This window comes from Clostridium amylolyticum, from assembly GCF_900142075.1.
In the GTDB taxonomy this organism is placed as follows: domain Bacteria; phylum Bacillota; class Clostridia; order Clostridiales; family Clostridiaceae; genus Clostridium_AA; species Clostridium_AA amylolyticum.
On the sequence record NZ_FQZO01000004.1, the window covers coordinates 128,557 to 146,505 of the forward strand.

Genomic DNA, 17,949 nt, shown 5'->3' on the forward strand with positions numbered 1-17,949 from the left:
TCCCTCTAATCTATGTTAGCATAATGTATTTTAGCGAGTTTAGTTATACTCTCTTTTAACTCTTTTACTTTATTTATCCCATCCTGCCCATAAATTTCTCTTATCTTTTGTGAATTACTTAGTAAGAACATAAATATCTTTTGTTCAATAGCAGATACCTTAGTTGGATTCTCTGCCCAACCTACCATATACCATTCATTAATCATTTTTTCATTAAATGCCTTTGTAATATCTTTAATGATATCAATAGATGTATCTGAAATATATACGGCAGAATCTTCCTTAACTATATCCTCTGTATCCTTTTCACCTTCAAATGTTTTTCTTAATGTAACAAATATAGGAAATTCTCTCTTAGTTAAACCTAATTCTTGTGCTTCATTTTGTTCACCTTTATTCACATCTCTATTGATAAATTCACTAAGTCTTGCTTTCTTTTCAACCCAGTCATTTTTAGTTTCTTCTAATATCTGCTGTAGTTTTTCAAATAAACTTGTATAATAAATTGGGTTCTCATCCATCTTTACATTAATAACATTCTTAATAGCGTGCTCCATAGATGATGCTATTGCTTCATCAGACATATTACTTTCTAACTTCATCTGAAAATCATCTTCAAATAATGTGATTGGCTCTATCCATTGGATAACCCCTGATGATGAAAGATGTTCTGATATTATTTGCTTAACCTTTTCTCCACAATCTCTAATATCTAATTTTTGCTCTGGATTAAATCTCATTTTTGCGGCTGCTCTAATATAAGATAGCCACTTAACATCATTTAATATATCTGTCCCAACATGACCAGGCATTAAAGATTCAACTGTACCTAAAAACTTCTTATATGCTACTTCAAATTCAGCCCTTTTATCCTCTGGCTCTAACACTTTTACTAAATCATCTATACTATCTTTATTTATCCCTGTAAACATCCTCATTACATTTTCCCTATAGGATAACATTTCATTATATAATCCATCCATAGATTCCATTGGAGATCCCAACTCTTCTCTATCGAATATGGCTAATGCTTCTTCCAAGAAGTCTAACACTCCATAATAATCTACTACATAACCACACTTCTTAGTATCACCACTTGTTCTATTAACCCTTGCTATAGCCTGCAGTAGAGTATGCTCTTTAAGTGGTCTATCTAAATACATTACTTGTTCAATTGGGGCATCAAAGCCAGTTAATAGCATATCTTTAACTATAATAAAACATAACTTGCTTTCTGATGTTTTCTTTTTGAAATTAGTAAGTATTGTTTTTTGCTCCTCTTTAGATGTATGATGTTCCCTTAAATAAGGCTCATCATTATTAGATCCAGAGAATATCACCTTACATTCTAATTCTTCTCCCATTATATCCTTCATATACTTATTTAAAGCATTATAGTATTTTACACAAGCATCACGTGATACACATACAATCTGCGCCTTAAAGCCATTAGGATAAATATATTCTTTATAATGGGTAAGAATATCCTTTGCTATTTCTTCAATTCTTTCTTCTGATTCTACAACTGTTCTTTTATTAGCATACTTTTGTTTTATTGCTTCCTTTTCCTCATCAGTTCTATCATCAAAGGCTTGATCAAATAATTCTTCTAAGTTATCTCCACTAATATGAAGTTCAGGCTTTCTTCCTTCATAAACAATCTTTACTGTTGCTCCATCTACAACTGCATCCTTTATAGAATATTGATCTATATAAGATCCAAAGGTCCTTGGTGTAGACTTGTCCTCTTTATCTATTGGAGTACCTGTAAATCCTATAAAAGCAGCATTAGGTAAAGCCGTTCTAAGATTTGCTGCAGTACCCTTATATTGACTTCTATGTGCTTCATCTGTCATTACTATAATATTATTTTTAGTAGATAAAATTTCATATTCCTTCTCTAAGAATAATCCTTCAATATTACTCTCTTCCTTATCACTTTGGAACTTTTGAATAGTTGTAGTAATAATTTGAGCACTAGAATTTCTAAGTAAAGTTTTCATATCCTCAATACTCTCTGCTCTAACAGGTACCGTATTACTTAAAGTATTCTGGAAAGTTTCAAATATTTGCTCATCTAAATCTGTTCTATCAGTAACCACTACAATAGTAGCATCACTTAATTTCTTTAAACTTCTTATTTTCCTTGCTAAGAAAACCATAGTTAATGACTTACCAGACCCTTGAGTATGCCAAACAACTCCACCTTTCGCTAGTGGTGTTTTACCTTCCTCTAATCTTTTAAGGCATTTTTGTACTGCTCTAAATTGCTGATATCTACAAACTTTTTTAACCTTTCTAGAGTTCTCTTTATCTAAATCATAAACTATAAAGTTTTGCATTATATCTAAAAGATTATCCCTTTTAAATACACCTTGCAAAAAAATATTTTGAGGTGTTTCTTTATAATCTTTAACCTCTATATTATTAAGCGGATAAGCATCCTTCCATTCAACATAATGCTTGTACCCACTAGAGATAGTACCAATAAATGCAGTGTATTTATTTAATATACCTGTAATAAAATTAGTATAAAATAACCTTTCAGAACCTTCTATTATGTTACCTTCTCTTCCATTCATATATCTTCTTAACTGTTGGAATCCATCATACTTCCCTACATTTTCATTAGAATCCCCCTCCTTAAAAGGAGATTTACATTCTAACACTACAATAGGCATACCATTAATAAATATAACTATATCTGGTCTAATAGTTTCCTGAGGTCCCTTAACAACAAACTGTCTAGCAACTAAAAATTCATTATTATCTATTTTATCTTTATCAAATTCAATTAATTTAACAGTTTTAGTCTCTTTCCTACCATCAATAACCTGATCCACAGTAAGTTGTAAATTAACTATATAATCATATATCTTTTCATTAATCTCTAATAAGCCTGTCCCCAAAGACTCTGCTCTTGCAATTTTTCTAATAACTTTATTAACATTATCATCTGATATCCAAGGATTAAGTTTCTTTAACGAAGCCTTCATTCTCTTACTTAAAATAACTTCACTTAAAGTATCCCTTTCACCGTAAGCAGGAGTTAACTTGTCCCCTTCAATGAAATTGTAACCATGAATTGTAGTTAGATACTCTATGGCTGGTAGTTCTACTAAGGTTTCTTCATTACCTAAATAATTACCCATTTGATTAAACTCACTTCCTTACTTTATATATTGTTAAAATTTTATTTCTTATATGAATTACAATATCTTTTTAACATTAAATTATTCATTATTTTCCGTTAAACAATTTCCTATTTCTTAAATTATTGTTATAATATGTTTAATAGCAATTTTTAGGAGGTATTTTGTATGAAAGCAACAAAAATTAAAATGAAACCTGGATGTGGAACATCTAACAATCTATTAGAAATTGATTCTATTTACCTTACTGGCTGTACTGAAGATGGATTTTATAAAAAATCTAGTGTACACGATTACGTTAAAGCCAATCCAAAATCAATTCAAGTAAACATATCTCCATATCCTTACTTAATTGATGCGATAAGCACTAATGGTGAAAAATATGTGAAATCCAGCAGCAATAATACAACAAATGACAATCTTTTAAACCTCCCAAGGGAATAAATGTAAATCTAAAAATCAACTAAAGATTTTAGTAAATATATTAATTCTTTAGTTGATTTACTTTTGTTATCTTATAATTCAAATAAATCGTATGATACTGGTTCAAGCATATTATAATATTCATCACTAAATGATGAGTATAAATCAGCCATACCATAAATAAGCATTCCAAACTCTTCTTTTTTATATTTTTCAAGTTTATCCCACGCTTCAGGATTAACCGTAATATTTTCTGTTATTACTGGTAATAAATTATTTATATATATCTTTCTCCCATGAATATCTAACTCGTTAAGTTGTTTCTTATAACCTTCAAATAATGTGTCATTGCTTTTTAACCATGAAATTATACAATAGGATTTTTCCCCCTCTGGAAATATAGTTACAAATATATGTTTCATTCTTGTATCAATATCAGTTAAATCTTGAATTTTATTGCCTTCTAAATCCTCTGCTAAAGCCGTGAATCCAGATGCTGCAAACTTTATAGGCTTATCAAATTCCCATACTACACTGGAGAGAATATCGTATTTTTCATTTAACAATGCATTATCAAATTCTATCCTGCATACTTCTAAATCATCTTTTGCTAATTCAAAGCCACTAAAATTCTCTTGAATACCTTTAATCCTAGATGGTAACTTATCAGTTAATATTAATTCCATATTAATAACTTCCATCTTTTTATGATATTCAATTGCAAAGCATCTATAAATATATAAAAATATATGTAATTCACTTTTATCAAACTCTTCATTTTCGATAGGTTTAAAAACTTCATTGTCATGATATCCACAAAACCCAGTAAAAACAGTTGCTTGTTTTCTCCCCCACTTAGGCATAAACTCAAATGGATTATCATTTTTAGGACAAGGCATATAAACTTCACCTTTAGTTGATATTCTCTTTAAAATCTTATTATTTTGAATAGAATGTGCACCTATTATCCTTTCACTACAACTAGAATTATCAGGATATAAACATTGCTTTATTCTTGAATCTTTTTTAATATTTTTATAATTTTCTAAGAACTTATCCGGTTGTAAAAATTCTTTATCATCAACTTTTTCCAAGCAACACTTCTTATACTTTCTGCCACTTCCACAAGGACATTTCTCATTTCTTCCCAACTTCACCTACTATCCCCTACCCTTTACCTAATAAAATTTATTCTACTCGCCTAAATTCCTTGCTGGTATATTACATAACAACTCCTCTAACCTATAAAAATCCATTCCATTATATTGAACTACATGGCCTTTCATTATCTCAATAAATGCCTTTCCTCTTAACCCTTCTTTATTTATATCAGTTGCCTCCATTTTCATATGATACTTTTGTAAACTTAATCCACTTATACCCAATCCATTTAGTGACATACACATATCTGCATTGGCTGGTGGAGTTAGTTTAAACTTTCCACATAATTTCTTGCTATACTCATTTTTTAATCCATCAATATACTTTTCCTTATTATCCGATATAAAAACATAATTTATATATACAGGATTTGGTTTTACATTTGCACCATACTTACACTTAACAGAAAAATATTTTATTCCATCAAAATGTATCTTATCTGATTCATCCGTAACATTTCTTATTACTTGTAATAATAATTGAGGTAGTACATATTCTGATTTAAATAACCTATTTTTTTCATCTATAATAAATGAACATGCACATATAATAGGCCACGTATATATATACTTTTGTATTATCTCGCTAATCTCTATACCTTCTCCATTACTATATCTTTTTAAATACTCATTTCCGTCCCCTAAATTACCATTTATAATTTCTCTAGGTAATAGTGATAAATCCAATACCTTAAGTTTTTCTTTCACCTCATATCTACTTACATAAAAATTATTAATATTAGGTTTATTTAATTCTAACCAAGAACCATAAATAGAACCACTTAAATATAAACAAGGATATCCCGGAATACTGTATCTCTCTGTTGCAACATATTGCCTTTTATTAAATGGAACATGGAATATTTCCGATAACTCAAATATATCTTCACCTATACGTCCTCTATATAATTGCTTAGTAAAATGATTACTTTCTTCCTTTTCTAGAATGCATGAAAATAAATCATCACCAATATCTTTTTCCTTAAACAACTTTTCAACTGTATTAATTGCTTCTATTGAATTTCCATTAAGTTGACACTTTATAGATTCAATAATTATTTCACAAATTCTTTTAACTCTATTTTTATTAATAATAACATCAATAATACTAAAATCTACTTTATCTAATTCTTCTTGATATTCTTTAAAAATATCTTCTAATACCTTAAGATAATCACTATCTGAAAAAATCTTCTTAGGTAAAATGTTTATACATTTATAAAATTTATCAAACTCACTACTCTCTATAAACTCCCAATACTCCATTCTTATTCCCCCATATTAAATAACTCTAACTTTCCCAGTTAATAATTGCTGCATCAATCCCTTTTTAAGTTCTTCTAACTTTATCTTTTTATCTTCATATTCTTCTATTTGATTATCTATTGATGATAAAATAGAACTTATCCTATTTTGCTCATCCAAAATTGGTAGTTGTATTTTTAACTCTCCATACTCATTGCTATTTATTCCTGGTTGACCACTTCTAGTAGACATAACCTTAATCCAATCCCAATATCTTTTAGTTTGCAATACATACTTTATATAATTCTCATTTACTAACTCCTTATTAATTCTAAATCTAATTAAGAAGCCTGCATAAACTAACTCACCATCATTAGTATTATATACATATGATTTACCCGTTGTATTTCCTGTTCTTGCAAAAACAATATCTCCTTCTTTTAATATAAAACTTTCATAATCGCTTTCTTTAAATCCTCTGACTTCATTATTAAGTAACCTACTGTCTTCTCCTATATCTGTTATCCTTAAATATCTTGGTTTACCTAAAACATATTCTGTGGCAGAAGCACCTATACCATATTCTCCTTTTGTTAAACTTAAACTAAGCAAATTTCTAACTTCCCACTCAACAGGAATCTCCCCAACTTCTGTTTTCTTGAACTCTGTATGTCCAATCCCCTTAGTTAAAAGCCTTTGCATTAATCCTTTTTTCAATTCCTTAGTCTTTTCAATAAGTTTATCAGTATCATCAATTTGAGAATCAACTGTAGAAAGAATATCTGCTATTTTTTCTTGTTCTTTTAATGTAGGATATGCAAATTCTAGTCCTTCGACTATTTTATTATTTAAACTTTGTTGTTTTGTACCTTGTGTGTATCTTAAACCTATAAAATCCCCATATAGCAGATACCAATAATACAGATACTCTGTATTAACTTCTTTAACTTTTCTAAATGCAAGACATGATTGATTAGTTGCTGAATCAATAGCATTTATACCACAACTTCCTCTTGTTCCTTCTGCCTCTAATCCCGTTATTGCAATAAAAAATGTACCTTTAGGATAAATTCTTAAATTTGCACTTTCTAAGCCTTCCTTAGATATTTTTTCATATGTATTATATATAAATTTACTTTTCAATTCTCCACTTGTTATCCAAGGAATATCACCATTAAAATATTCTGGATTACTTCTACTTGGCGTAGCACCTGCCTTTAAGTCTTTATATATTTCTCCTATTCTTTTAACATTCCATTCATTCGGAATATATCCAAATTCATATCTTTTATATCCTTCTTTCACTCATCTTACCTCACTTCTGCACACAATTTAAAATTCCTAATTAAAAATGGAGTTTGAAATTCTTTCAGAATTTCTTTAAATATAATTTTTCAAAACTCCAAAGGAATTTTATCCTTCATTGCACATTTTAAATTCTAAATTGTATCAAATCCTAACTCTTCCAAATACCCATTCAACTTCTCTTCACCATCTACTATCTTCATCTTCAACTCTCTTATATCTTGTAATACTGATTCTATATCAACTTCTTCTTCCTCTTCTGTTGTATCAACATACCTACTTATATTTAAATTAAAATCATTTTCTTCTATAGTCTTTAAATCAACTACTTCTGCATATTTTTCTACTGTTTCAAACTTATCAAAAGTTTCAATTATTTTATTTATATCCTCATCTCTTAACTTATTCTTATTTCCATCCTTAATAAATCTATTAGATGCATCTATAAATAGTATTTTTCCTTTTCTCTCTTCACTCTTATCTTTATTTATAATAAATAACGCTGCTGGTATACCCGTTCCATAGAATATGTTCTGTGGTAATCCTATAACTGCTTCTATTAAATCATCCTTTAACATTCCTTGCCTTATCTTTCCTTCTGATGAACCTCTAAATAAAACACCATGTGGTACTACTGTTCCCATTCTTCCTTTTGAATTTAAAGACGCTATCATATGCTCAACAAATGCTAAATCTCCATAAGACTTTGGTGGTAATCCATATACAAATCTATTGTACCCATCAGTTTTTGCTTCATCTAATCCCCAATTCTTTAATGAGAAGGGAGGATTTGCTAGAACTACATCGAAAGTTTGTAACACTCCACCATTAGTATGTTTAGGCTCTCTTATAGTATCGCCCTTTTTAATAACTGCCCCTGTAGCATCATGGAATAACATATTCATCTTACATATTGCCCATGTTGAAAGGTTTATTTCTTGCCCATTTAAAGATACATTTTTAGGATTTCCACCATGTTCTTCTATATAATGAGTTGAATGAATTAACATACCTCCTGAACCTGTTGTAGGATCATATATTGACTCACCTTCCTTAGGCTTTACTATTCCAACTAATGTTTTAACTACTTGCTCTGGAGTATAGAATTCCCCTCCTTTAGTACCACCTTGGTCAGCAAATTGTTTTATTAAATATTCATATGCATTTCCTAATATATCTTTATTTTCTAAGTTTTCATTTGCAAGTGATATTCCACTAAATAATATTAATAATTGTGCCAACTTCTTATCTGGTACTCTTTCCTTGTCATTATAATTGGCAGTAGTAAGTACCCCTATTAATTCACTATTCTTTGGCTCATCTTCTATTGCTTTAAAAGCCTTATCTAATTCTGGCCCTATATTTAAAGTTAAATCCTTTAATCTACTCCATCTTGCTCTTTCAGGCACAAAGAAATTCTCATAAATACTTGAGTCTTCTATAAGTGTATTTATTTCATTATCACCTAACCCCATTGATTTAAATTCTTCCCTCTTTTGCTGTTGCTCTATTTCAAATTGATCATTCATTCTCTTCAAAAATAATAATCCAAATATATAATCCATATATTGTGCAGCATTTAATTCACCTCTTAAAATATCTGCTGCATCCCATAAAGTTTTCTCTAGTTTTTGCAATGTTAACTTTTCCAATATCTTCACCTCTTATATTATTTTATCCATACTACTATTGTAACAAATATCCCCTTGTTTATATAACATATATTGAAATTATGTAACATTATTATTTATATTTATATAAAACAAAAAGTTATACCTATTCCCATAAGTATAACCTTCTATTAAATATCTATTTTATTATCTTTACTAATATATTATTTTTTTGCATTTGCTCTCCATACTTCATCTACTTCATAACTTCCAAGATTCACTTTAGTTATATTGCCTAATTCAAATACTTTTTTATTGTACGGAAGTTCATCTTGGAAGTATAATAATCACTTTTTTACTCCTTGTCAAATTATTAGAGCATTTTTTTTAATTTTCTGCACTATTTTTTAATTTATGTGTTATCTATTGATATAAAACATATCTAGATTAATAAAAAATATTTTAAGTGCTATATTTTTAAAATCTCATGTTATATAAAAATACAAATTAATCTTAGGAGGATGATACTATGAATAAAAAACTAGAAAATTTAATTGATAACTTAATGAGAGGAAAATGTGGATTATTATATCAGTATTTGAATGAAATTGAGGATTTAATATATGATAACCTAACTCCACAAAAAATAATGCTACATTACAACATTCAAGAAATTCACAAAAATCGTTGTAAATGCATAATTCATAATGGAGATAATAATACATCTTTACAATTTACAAATAAAGGTTTCAAATGCCACTCCTGTAATACCACAGGCACATTATTAGAATTTATTCGTTTGGCTAGTAACTTAAAAACCTTAAATGACGCTAAAATATATGCTGCTAATAATTTTACTAATATAAACTTACCATTTTATGATGTAGAAGATTATAAGTCTAAAACTAAATTAGCCATTATAAATAAGTTTGAAATTACTGGCTCTTATATTACAAAAGATTACTATGATATTTCATTACTACCTAATGGATATTGTAACTTTAAAGATAATAAAATTGAAAAGTCTACTGAAAATATTATTATCAAATCTAATGCCAATAGCAAAGTATCATTAGATCAAGAACTTACTAAAATAGAACAAGAAGAAATAAAAAAATATGGTATGCCTAAATACATTAAATCACTCAATAATGCTTCTAGTAGTAAATTAATATCATTTTGTAAAAATTCATCAAAGTTCATTAACAAAGAACTTCTTTGTAACTTTATGAGTTATCAATATAACTTATCAGAAGTTGATTATGTTGATAATGATTTATTTTTAATAACTAAACCAGATGATCTTCCTAGCAAATCATTTTCTGGAATATTAAACAGAATCTTATTTCCAATAAAAGATCACTTTAGTAATACTGTAGTAGGATACTTATGTAGATCAATAGATAAAAATCATAATACTAAGTGGTTGCTTGTTACTGATTTTAATGATGATGGTACAATAGTAGAATTTAATAAAGGTAACTTCTTATATAACCTTAATAAAGTTAAAGACAAGCAGCCTAAAGAATTATGGATTACAGAATCTATAGTGGATGCTATTAAGTTAGAATCCCTTGGATACTCTGCTATATCTTCTATGGGGGTTAATCTTTCAATTACTCAAATTGGATTAATTAACAAATTTTTTGGAAAAGATATTGCTCTAAATATCTTCTTTGATAATGACTCTAACAATAACTCCAACACTGGAAAAGAAATGTCTTACAAACTATGTCATCAGTTATATGACTATGGATTTAAAAACTTAAATATAATAGAAATAGATTCACTCTATGGTAAAGACTTAACTGAATGGGCAATTAACATAAGAAATAATATACTACTTAAAAATTTAGTAGAAACTTGGTATAAAAATAGATATACATTTAATATAAATGATTTTTCAGAAATTAATATTATTAAAGATAAAACTAAAGCAACTACCAACTCATTGCAGTGTTCATCTCCACTTCAATTAAATAATATTTATAAACTAATAACTATGTTGGAAAATTATCTTGAAAAAGAAGACTTGAAAAATTTAGAACTATCTAAACTAATGAATATTGATATAGAACAATTTAATCTTTTTTCAGAATTACTAAAAAATAATATTATAACTAGGACTAAATGCTTCTCTGAACTTAATATTATAAATTTAACAGAAGGACAATATAATTTATTAGTTAACTATTACAAAACTGAAGAAATACTATCAATTGATAGTCACTGCAACAAAAGACAGATTAGTTCAATAATATTCAATACAAAAAAATATAAAAAATCAATTGATTTGAGTAAATATATTCCTAGTATTTATAACAATATTGAAGACTCACTTTACGAAGTTGTTGTAGATAACAATATTCCTTTTTAATCTTAATGGAAGTTATAATAATTGAAAATTGAAAATTGAAAATTAGAAATGTAAAATGATTGATGAAACTCCTACTGGAGTTTCTAAAGTAATATATTCCTTATTTTTTAAATTTTATATTCTAAATTAATGTGTCTGTATTAAAACTATAAATTGTTTTTATACAGACACTTCTATTTTGTAATAATATTATTTTGTTATTTTAGAAAAAAGTAATAATTAAAATTTGATATTAATACCAATCTTACTTATAATGCTTTCAATAAAACAACAAAGGAGTGATTGTTATGAAAACAATAAATAATTATATACATTTTAATAAAAGTGATTTTACAATTAATATAAATGACGTAGAATTTGAAAAACCAAAATACTTTAATAGGGCCATCAAATGTTTCAGATACAATATTGAAACTCATCTTATAGAAAGGTATTGTAGCAAGTGCAAAAATTGGTATCCTTGCTTAGAGCCAAATCTAGATACCTTATCATTTAATATAATTTCATCTTACTTCCATTTTCATGGTTTAGGCTCTGGATTTAAATCTACCTGTAATAACTGCTTAAATAGTTCTAATTTATTAAAAGAAAATGCCCATAAAACTTGTACCAATTATTCAAATATTAACATTAAAATAAGCCAAGATTTAAAAGACTACTGTTTCATTAAAAGTAGGTTAGAACGAAAAAATCTTACCGAATTTGTTACATGCATTTTGGAAGATTATAAAAATACTAACCCTATCTCATTATAGTAAGAGAAGACTTATGAACCGAAATAATCCTTCAATTCATAAGTCTTCTTTATTATATAATTCTTCAAATAAATTTACTATATAACATTTATACTCTATTTTATTCGTTAAACTTAACTAAATCCATTTAAGTGGTTTCTCCCCCTTCCATGCTGGTTCTATAGCCTATAAAATTGATTCAAGGATATAATCAGGTATTTGTCATATATGCACTGGTAAGTATTACTTCTATAAGGAAATGGCTTCTAAAATCGACTTTTAGTTTAATTAATAATACTATAGTAGTATCGATATATTATATATATCACTAGTAATCTTAAAGTTAACTAATTAGATATATATTCTTGGTGCCAATTAATAACCTCAAACTTACTTTCCTTTAAATTAAAATAAATTTTTTCTATATTTTTATCATTAGATCTTTCTCTATATGCCTTTATAATAAACTTTCTTACTATATCCATTTTCCCTTGAATAAATGCCATATTAGCAACCTCTAGCATATAACATATCTCTAATTTATTAGGTATTCTAATTTTGTTTTGTTTAAATCTATCTCTATCATATTTATCATATATATTATTAAGAATATCTAAGTTCCAAGGAAACCTTAAACCTAAAACTATAAATATCATTGCATTTTCAATATAAGGTTCTTCTACAATATCACCATAATTCCCCTCGAATTTTTCTAAATTTTCACATCTATATTCTTCCCTTAATAAAAAATTATACAATAAATAAAAATCTACTAACGCTATTTTTTTATCATTATTATTTAATCCTTTTATCAATTGTTCAATTTTTTTACAGACATTTTTTAAATCAATGAAACCTGATTCTTTATACTCCCCTTTAGATATATACTCTAATAAACCTTGATAGTATTTAAATGCAGTTTCTATTGAATATCCTTTTTCATTATGAATCCAATATTCTGATGCTACTCTTGCCTGTATCATTCCTGGTAATCTATTCATATAATCTATATCTTCTTTTTCCATTTTTTCTTCTGTATAAATAAACTCCTTTATAACAAATTTTGTAAGTCTAGTTATTCCGTTAAATGTAAAAAATATATTTCCCTTAATATCAGTATACACCTCTGAATCACTACCATATTTAATTAAATCGGGCATACTTTGTAAAGCATGTACATAAGATGATCTTATTTGATAAGAATTCTTAATTGCTTTTTCCAATAAAGACTCCTTACATTTCGGTATATCATCCCATACAATTTCTTCATAATACTTATCTGATATATATTTTAATATAAACATTCTATATCTCATCCCTAATTTAGCATGAGTGTCATCAATAATAATAGTCCTAATATCACTCGCACTATTTTCATCTACATTCTTTAATATATTATCAATATCTTTCCTTCTATTTTTTTGTGATAGGCAATCTTCCCATTTTGTTTTATACGAATCAAATTCTGTGGCTAATGATTCTATCGCTGCTACAAACATAGTATATGATAACTCTAAATTATAATTTATTGTTATAATAGCATCCTTCACTTGTTTTATTGATGCTATTACTTTTATATACTTTTTATTAGGTAAACCTAATAAGTTATTCACGAACTTACTAAACTCTTCTGTTTTATCTTCACCTATATAAATATTCCTCTTAAAAATTTCTGGCAATAATTTTTTAGGGATACTTTTATCAGAAATATTTTTTTGTTCCTCTCGTAATAAATTCTCAATATAATTCCTATCAGTTTCAAATATACCATTAAAATAAAAAGAAAGACATGCTAATAAATCTTCTACAATCTCTCCTTGCCCTACTGCAACTAATTGAAACCTAGGATCTTTTTGATACTCCAAAACATTCTCAAATGTCAATAAATATGACGTTATTCCATCAAATGTTTCAATAGGTTCTAATGTTGCTATATTAGTTTCTAATTTATAAAATAAATTAACATTGGAGTAAATAATAGTTTTTTCTAATGTACTATGATAATTATCGCTTTTAAAAAACTTTTTTGATATTACTTGTAACATCATATAATAACTCCCCCTTATATTTCTATTATATAGATTTAAATAATATATTCTTCTATAAGAAATATAAGTTGTGATGCAACTAAATTTATTTGTAACTGTGCTTGTACCTTAGTCGGAATAATTTCATTAGTTCCTTTCCCATGTGGTCCTAATTTATTTCTTAAAGTTAAAGTCGGGCTTATAATTCCTTCATACCAATTTGGTGATTGACTTTTTTCTATAATATTTTTTATTAATGGTAACCCTGTTGCATTATCACTATACTGCCACTTATTAATTGAACTTATTATTTTCATTACACTTTCCAATGCACAACAGCAACTTGCAATAGATTCTTTATATCTTTTATGTTTATAATGCTCCAGCCCTTCTAAAAATTCATTATTTGCATTTTTAAATCTATCATCCATTAATAATTCTATAGCAGGCTCTATTAACTCTGAATTAATAAAAATATCCTCTTTACATATTATTTTAGGATATGTAGTTGATTCTAATACTTTCCCTCGGCCCTCTTCTCTCCAATACTCCTTATATTTTGTTAATTCAAATTTAATTCCTTCAATAGAAAATATATAATTAATATTTTCTATAAATTCATTCTTTTTATCAATCCAAACCTTTCTGAATTCATTACTTTTAAAGGAATCTTCTATAAAATCTAGAAACATTTCTCCTTCACAATTTAATAAAAATGTTCCGACCCCATTCACAATCCCATCATTTCTATCAATCAAATCAAATTTACCTAATCTCATCATAAATACTCTTAATATTTCATCAAAAAAAACTTCTACATTGAAATTATTTCTACCCCATCCATATTCTCTATCATTATTTGATAAATCAATTAATAGCATAATTACTCTATTTCTAACTTCTACACTTATCTCTATTGGTTTTTCAATTTTATTTCTCTTAGAAAATACCTTAAATACTTCTTTTATCTTTAACACTACTATCAATCTCCCCTTAAACTATTTTAAAATATACCTTAAATATTATTATATAGAAAAAACTACCTATTAACTAGGTAGTCCTTATGTAAAGTTATTATTTAATTTGCAAACTAATCTATCCACCAACTGTTCAATTTAAAATGCCGAGTTTAGAATGTAAAATGAAGGTTGAAATTCTTTCAGAACTTCTTAAATTATATTTTTCTAAACTAGGCTCGCCCTAGTTTATTCCTCAATTTTTAATTTTAAATTTTCAATTCTAAATTCAACTCCTCTCCATTTAAATCTATAATTTCATCTATAATTTTAATACTCCTATAACCAATAACGTCTAATACGGGGTCTCTTTATTAGCAGGCTCTATAAATATATTTTCATGAGGAATATCAGGAAGCTCTTCTTTTATTTTGTCCACATAATCTCTGTTTGTAACCACATAAATATTTGATGTCTCAACTAATGGTTTAATTCTTTCTACTGTATTTACAAGAAAACTCTTATTATTCACTACTTTAAGAAATTGCTTAGGGGTATCGCTTCTTGAAAGGGGATAAAGTCTGGTTCCTTTTCCTCCTGCTAATATAAGCGCATATAGCAAAGGTCTTCACTCCATAAAATAACTATGATTTATAATATGTGTATCCTATAATAGTTGTGATTGAAGTTTTTTGAGAATAACTTTTACAGAAAAAGCTGTTATTATCAATTGGATTTTACCATCCATAAATATCAAAATGTACACCAGATATATAGTTTTCTATCGCTCTTTTTATATATGGTATAGTATTACAAGGAAGATTATCTATCTCAAACCATGATAGGTCATCACACTTTTCTGATTGAGTAGTTTCTTTCTTTTGTTTTGTAACTGCTTGATTTCTTCTTCTGTATTTATGATTTGTTCTTCTATGTTTTTCATTTTTTCTTTTCCTTTCTTCTTGTTTTTGAGCAACAAAAAACAGTAAACCGTTTTTGATTTACTGTTTCAATTACTATGCTTTATCCCTTATTTAACTATTATTCTTCATTTTGGATATTGTTTTTCTTTACTTCTCGTTTTCCAATAAAATAAAAACTTCCCAAACAAATAATAAACATCTGTACAAATATTATTAGAATAGCAATCCAGAAATGAAAATCTAATATTCCTGTATACTTGTTGCCATATAATGTATAGTTATTAATTGCAAATATTACCGTTAATGCGATACTACTCACTATTGTCGACAATAGAATAACTTTTTTATCGATCTTATCAGATATTACAATTAAATTTCCCAACCATAAATTTCTTAAAAAGATTTGTATTATTAACACTGATAAACATATAAGCTCTATATAAAAAGGTGAATTGCAAAGCGAAATTTCCGTTTGTATTACGAGAATCCAGTTTTGAAAATGAATTTATTATTTTGTAAACAAAAATCTCGATTTATAAATGAAAATCACATTTTGTAAGCAAAATTCTCAGTTGCATTTACTTTTTATCTTAATCCTCTCTTATCAAAAAAGCCTGTACATATCATGCACAGACTTTATTTAATCTCAATATTAATAATGAAATAATGTGTATCCCCCACCATCATTGAAGCATAACTAAATATTTTACTTCTCATGCTATTCTCATACTATTGAATAGTAAAATTGCATTGACTTATATAATTCAGATATCATTTTATATTAAAATACTTTATATATTCTTTTTCCAACTCATCTAATTCCTTTCCAAAGGCTCCTTTAAAGTCTAGTTTTTCAGATGAATAGTACAATTTTTTTATCTTTTCTCTCCCATAAACCTTATCTAGAAAAATAAAGAAAGTTCCTGCTTGTATATAAGCATTCTTCCTCTTAATCTTCTTCTCTGCAGTAAGATTTTTATCTAGGCCCTCGTAAAACTCTCCATCATTATCTATTAACTGCTGTAAAGACGTATAGTTAACTTTTATAAGGTCTATGGAATCTTCCACTGAAACTCTTGCAAATTCTTTAGTAGAGCCATCTATAAAGGGTTCAACCGCTTTATCACCATATTTTTCTTGCATCAAAACAGCTATTCCTTCTGTAAAAAATTTACTTCCTGCACTCATGGATGTATTACTATTACATAGTACATGGGTCAACTCGTGAACTATGAGCGCATGATTACTCTCAAGCATCCACTTGTTTAACATTGTAATGTTTCCACTAGAATACCCAATACCGTTTTCTCGAACATGTACGCTATAGTCATCAATTGTATCAAAATCAAAATATTTAACAACATCTAATACCGCTTGTTGAGCTTTTTTTCTAGTTTCGTTAATTAAGTTTTCTGAAAGTTCTACATTAACAGCTGTTATATCAATTTTTATATCTTCACTCTTAAGGGAATTGATTTTTGCATTTTTTTCTTTTGATTCCTTAACTGTTTGTCCACCACTACATCCAAATAAAAATACACAGGTTAACATCGGAGCTATTATTCTTTTAATAATTTTCTCCATAATATTCCTCCTATAACACTTTATTAAAAATAGTAGACCTTAATTCAATTAAATTTTTCCTGCTATAACGCATGACATCATCATGACTGCTGCCACTATCAAAGAATTAATCAATATTGAAAATAAATCCCAAATTTCATTAAACCTGTTATTATTACTTTTGTTAATTCCTCCTTCAGTAAATGAAGTTACAGTTCTTTCACGATAACTATTGACTCTTTTATTAGATGAAAAAACACTGGCAACTCCCATCAGTCCAGTAATGGATCCCACTATAAACAATATATTCCTAAGTGTTGTTGAGTTCCTGACTCCCACTATCCAAGAAATTAAAATTATTAAACAAGATAACATTAATCCTAAGATAAGTAAGTTTATACAAATTTTTAATTGTAAAAACAGGGCTCTTTTTCTTTATTATTGTTTCTAACAATTAAGTAAAGCTCAATTATA

At 27.4% G+C, this 17,949-nt stretch carries 13 protein-coding genes and 1 pseudogene; 3 read left to right on the top strand and 11 right to left on the bottom strand.

Features of this window, described 5'->3' with window-relative positions:
- Positions 1-5 precede the first annotated feature (5 nt).
- Positions 6-3,152: a type I restriction endonuclease subunit R gene (locus BUA82_RS10575; RefSeq protein ID WP_073007611.1), complete on the bottom strand. Its 3,147-nt coding sequence runs from the start codon at positions 3,150-3,152 to the stop codon at positions 6-8.
- A gap of 168 nt (positions 3,153-3,320) precedes the next feature.
- On the opposite strand from BUA82_RS10575, the gene BUA82_RS10580 reads away from it, so the two are divergent.
- The gene (locus BUA82_RS10580) at positions 3,321-3,596 is read left to right on the top strand and encodes a DUF3892 domain-containing protein (protein ID WP_073007615.1); all 276 of its coding nucleotides are present in this window, start codon (positions 3,321-3,323) and stop codon (positions 3,594-3,596) included.
- 71 nt (positions 3,597-3,667) lie between these two features.
- Here the strand turns inward: BUA82_RS10580 and BUA82_RS10585 are convergent, their stop codons facing one another.
- From BUA82_RS10585 to BUA82_RS10600, 4 genes are all read right to left on the bottom strand, one after another.
- Positions 3,668-4,732, bottom strand: coding sequence for a YecA family protein (locus BUA82_RS10585; RefSeq protein ID WP_073007618.1), 1,065 nt, complete (start codon positions 4,730-4,732; stop codon positions 3,668-3,670).
- A 36-nt stretch (positions 4,733-4,768) separates the two neighbouring features.
- Positions 4,769-6,001 carry a hypothetical protein gene (locus BUA82_RS10590; RefSeq protein WP_073007621.1) on the bottom strand — a complete coding sequence of 411 codons (1,233 nt, stop codon included), beginning with the start codon at positions 5,999-6,001 and terminating at the stop codon, positions 4,769-4,771.
- Between the two features lie 15 nt (positions 6,002-6,016).
- Positions 6,017-7,285 carry a restriction endonuclease subunit S gene (locus BUA82_RS10595; RefSeq protein WP_073007624.1) on the bottom strand — a complete coding sequence of 423 codons (1,269 nt, stop codon included), beginning with the start codon at positions 7,283-7,285 and terminating at the stop codon, positions 6,017-6,019.
- 134 nt (positions 7,286-7,419) lie between these two features.
- Positions 7,420-8,946, bottom strand: coding sequence for a type I restriction-modification system subunit M (locus tag BUA82_RS10600; RefSeq protein WP_242948959.1), 1,527 nt, complete (start codon positions 8,944-8,946; stop codon positions 7,420-7,422).
- 478 nt (positions 8,947-9,424) lie between these two features.
- Here BUA82_RS10600 and BUA82_RS10605 point away from each other — a divergent pair, with 478 nt between their 5' ends.
- Positions 9,425-11,272 carry a hypothetical protein gene (locus BUA82_RS10605; RefSeq protein ID WP_073007630.1) on the top strand — a complete coding sequence of 616 codons (1,848 nt, stop codon included), beginning with the start codon at positions 9,425-9,427 and terminating at the stop codon, positions 11,270-11,272.
- 287 nt (positions 11,273-11,559) lie between these two features.
- Positions 11,560-12,027, top strand: a complete 468-nt coding sequence (locus BUA82_RS10610) for a hypothetical protein (RefSeq protein WP_073007633.1) — start codon at positions 11,560-11,562, stop codon at positions 12,025-12,027.
- A gap of 326 nt (positions 12,028-12,353) precedes the next feature.
- Here the strand turns inward: BUA82_RS10610 and BUA82_RS10615 are convergent, their stop codons facing one another.
- The 6 genes and pseudogenes from BUA82_RS10615 to BUA82_RS10635 form a co-directional block, all read right to left on the bottom strand.
- Positions 12,354-14,054 carry a hypothetical protein gene (locus BUA82_RS10615; protein ID WP_073007636.1) on the bottom strand — a complete coding sequence of 567 codons (1,701 nt, stop codon included), beginning with the start codon at positions 14,052-14,054 and terminating at the stop codon, positions 12,354-12,356.
- A gap of 35 nt (positions 14,055-14,089) precedes the next feature.
- Complete coding sequence (locus BUA82_RS10620) at positions 14,090-15,010, bottom strand: DUF7014 domain-containing protein (protein WP_073007639.1); 921 nt, start codon at positions 15,008-15,010, stop codon at positions 14,090-14,092.
- A gap of 343 nt (positions 15,011-15,353) precedes the next feature.
- A pseudogene (locus BUA82_RS10625) lies at positions 15,354-15,611 on the bottom strand (sugar phosphate nucleotidyltransferase); the annotation flags it as partial.
- Positions 15,612-15,815: 204 nt separating this feature from the next.
- Positions 15,816-15,932, bottom strand: coding sequence for a hypothetical protein (locus BUA82_RS21235; RefSeq protein WP_479723164.1), 117 nt, complete (start codon positions 15,930-15,932; stop codon positions 15,816-15,818).
- Positions 15,933-16,030: 98 nt separating this feature from the next.
- Positions 16,031-16,417, bottom strand: a complete 387-nt coding sequence (locus tag BUA82_RS21180) for a DUF6773 family protein (protein WP_341430356.1) — start codon at positions 16,415-16,417, stop codon at positions 16,031-16,033.
- A 266-nt stretch (positions 16,418-16,683) separates the two neighbouring features.
- Complete coding sequence (locus tag BUA82_RS10635; RefSeq protein WP_073007647.1) at positions 16,684-17,496, bottom strand: hypothetical protein; 813 nt, start codon at positions 17,494-17,496, stop codon at positions 16,684-16,686.
- Between the last annotated feature and the right edge of the window lie 453 nt (positions 17,497-17,949).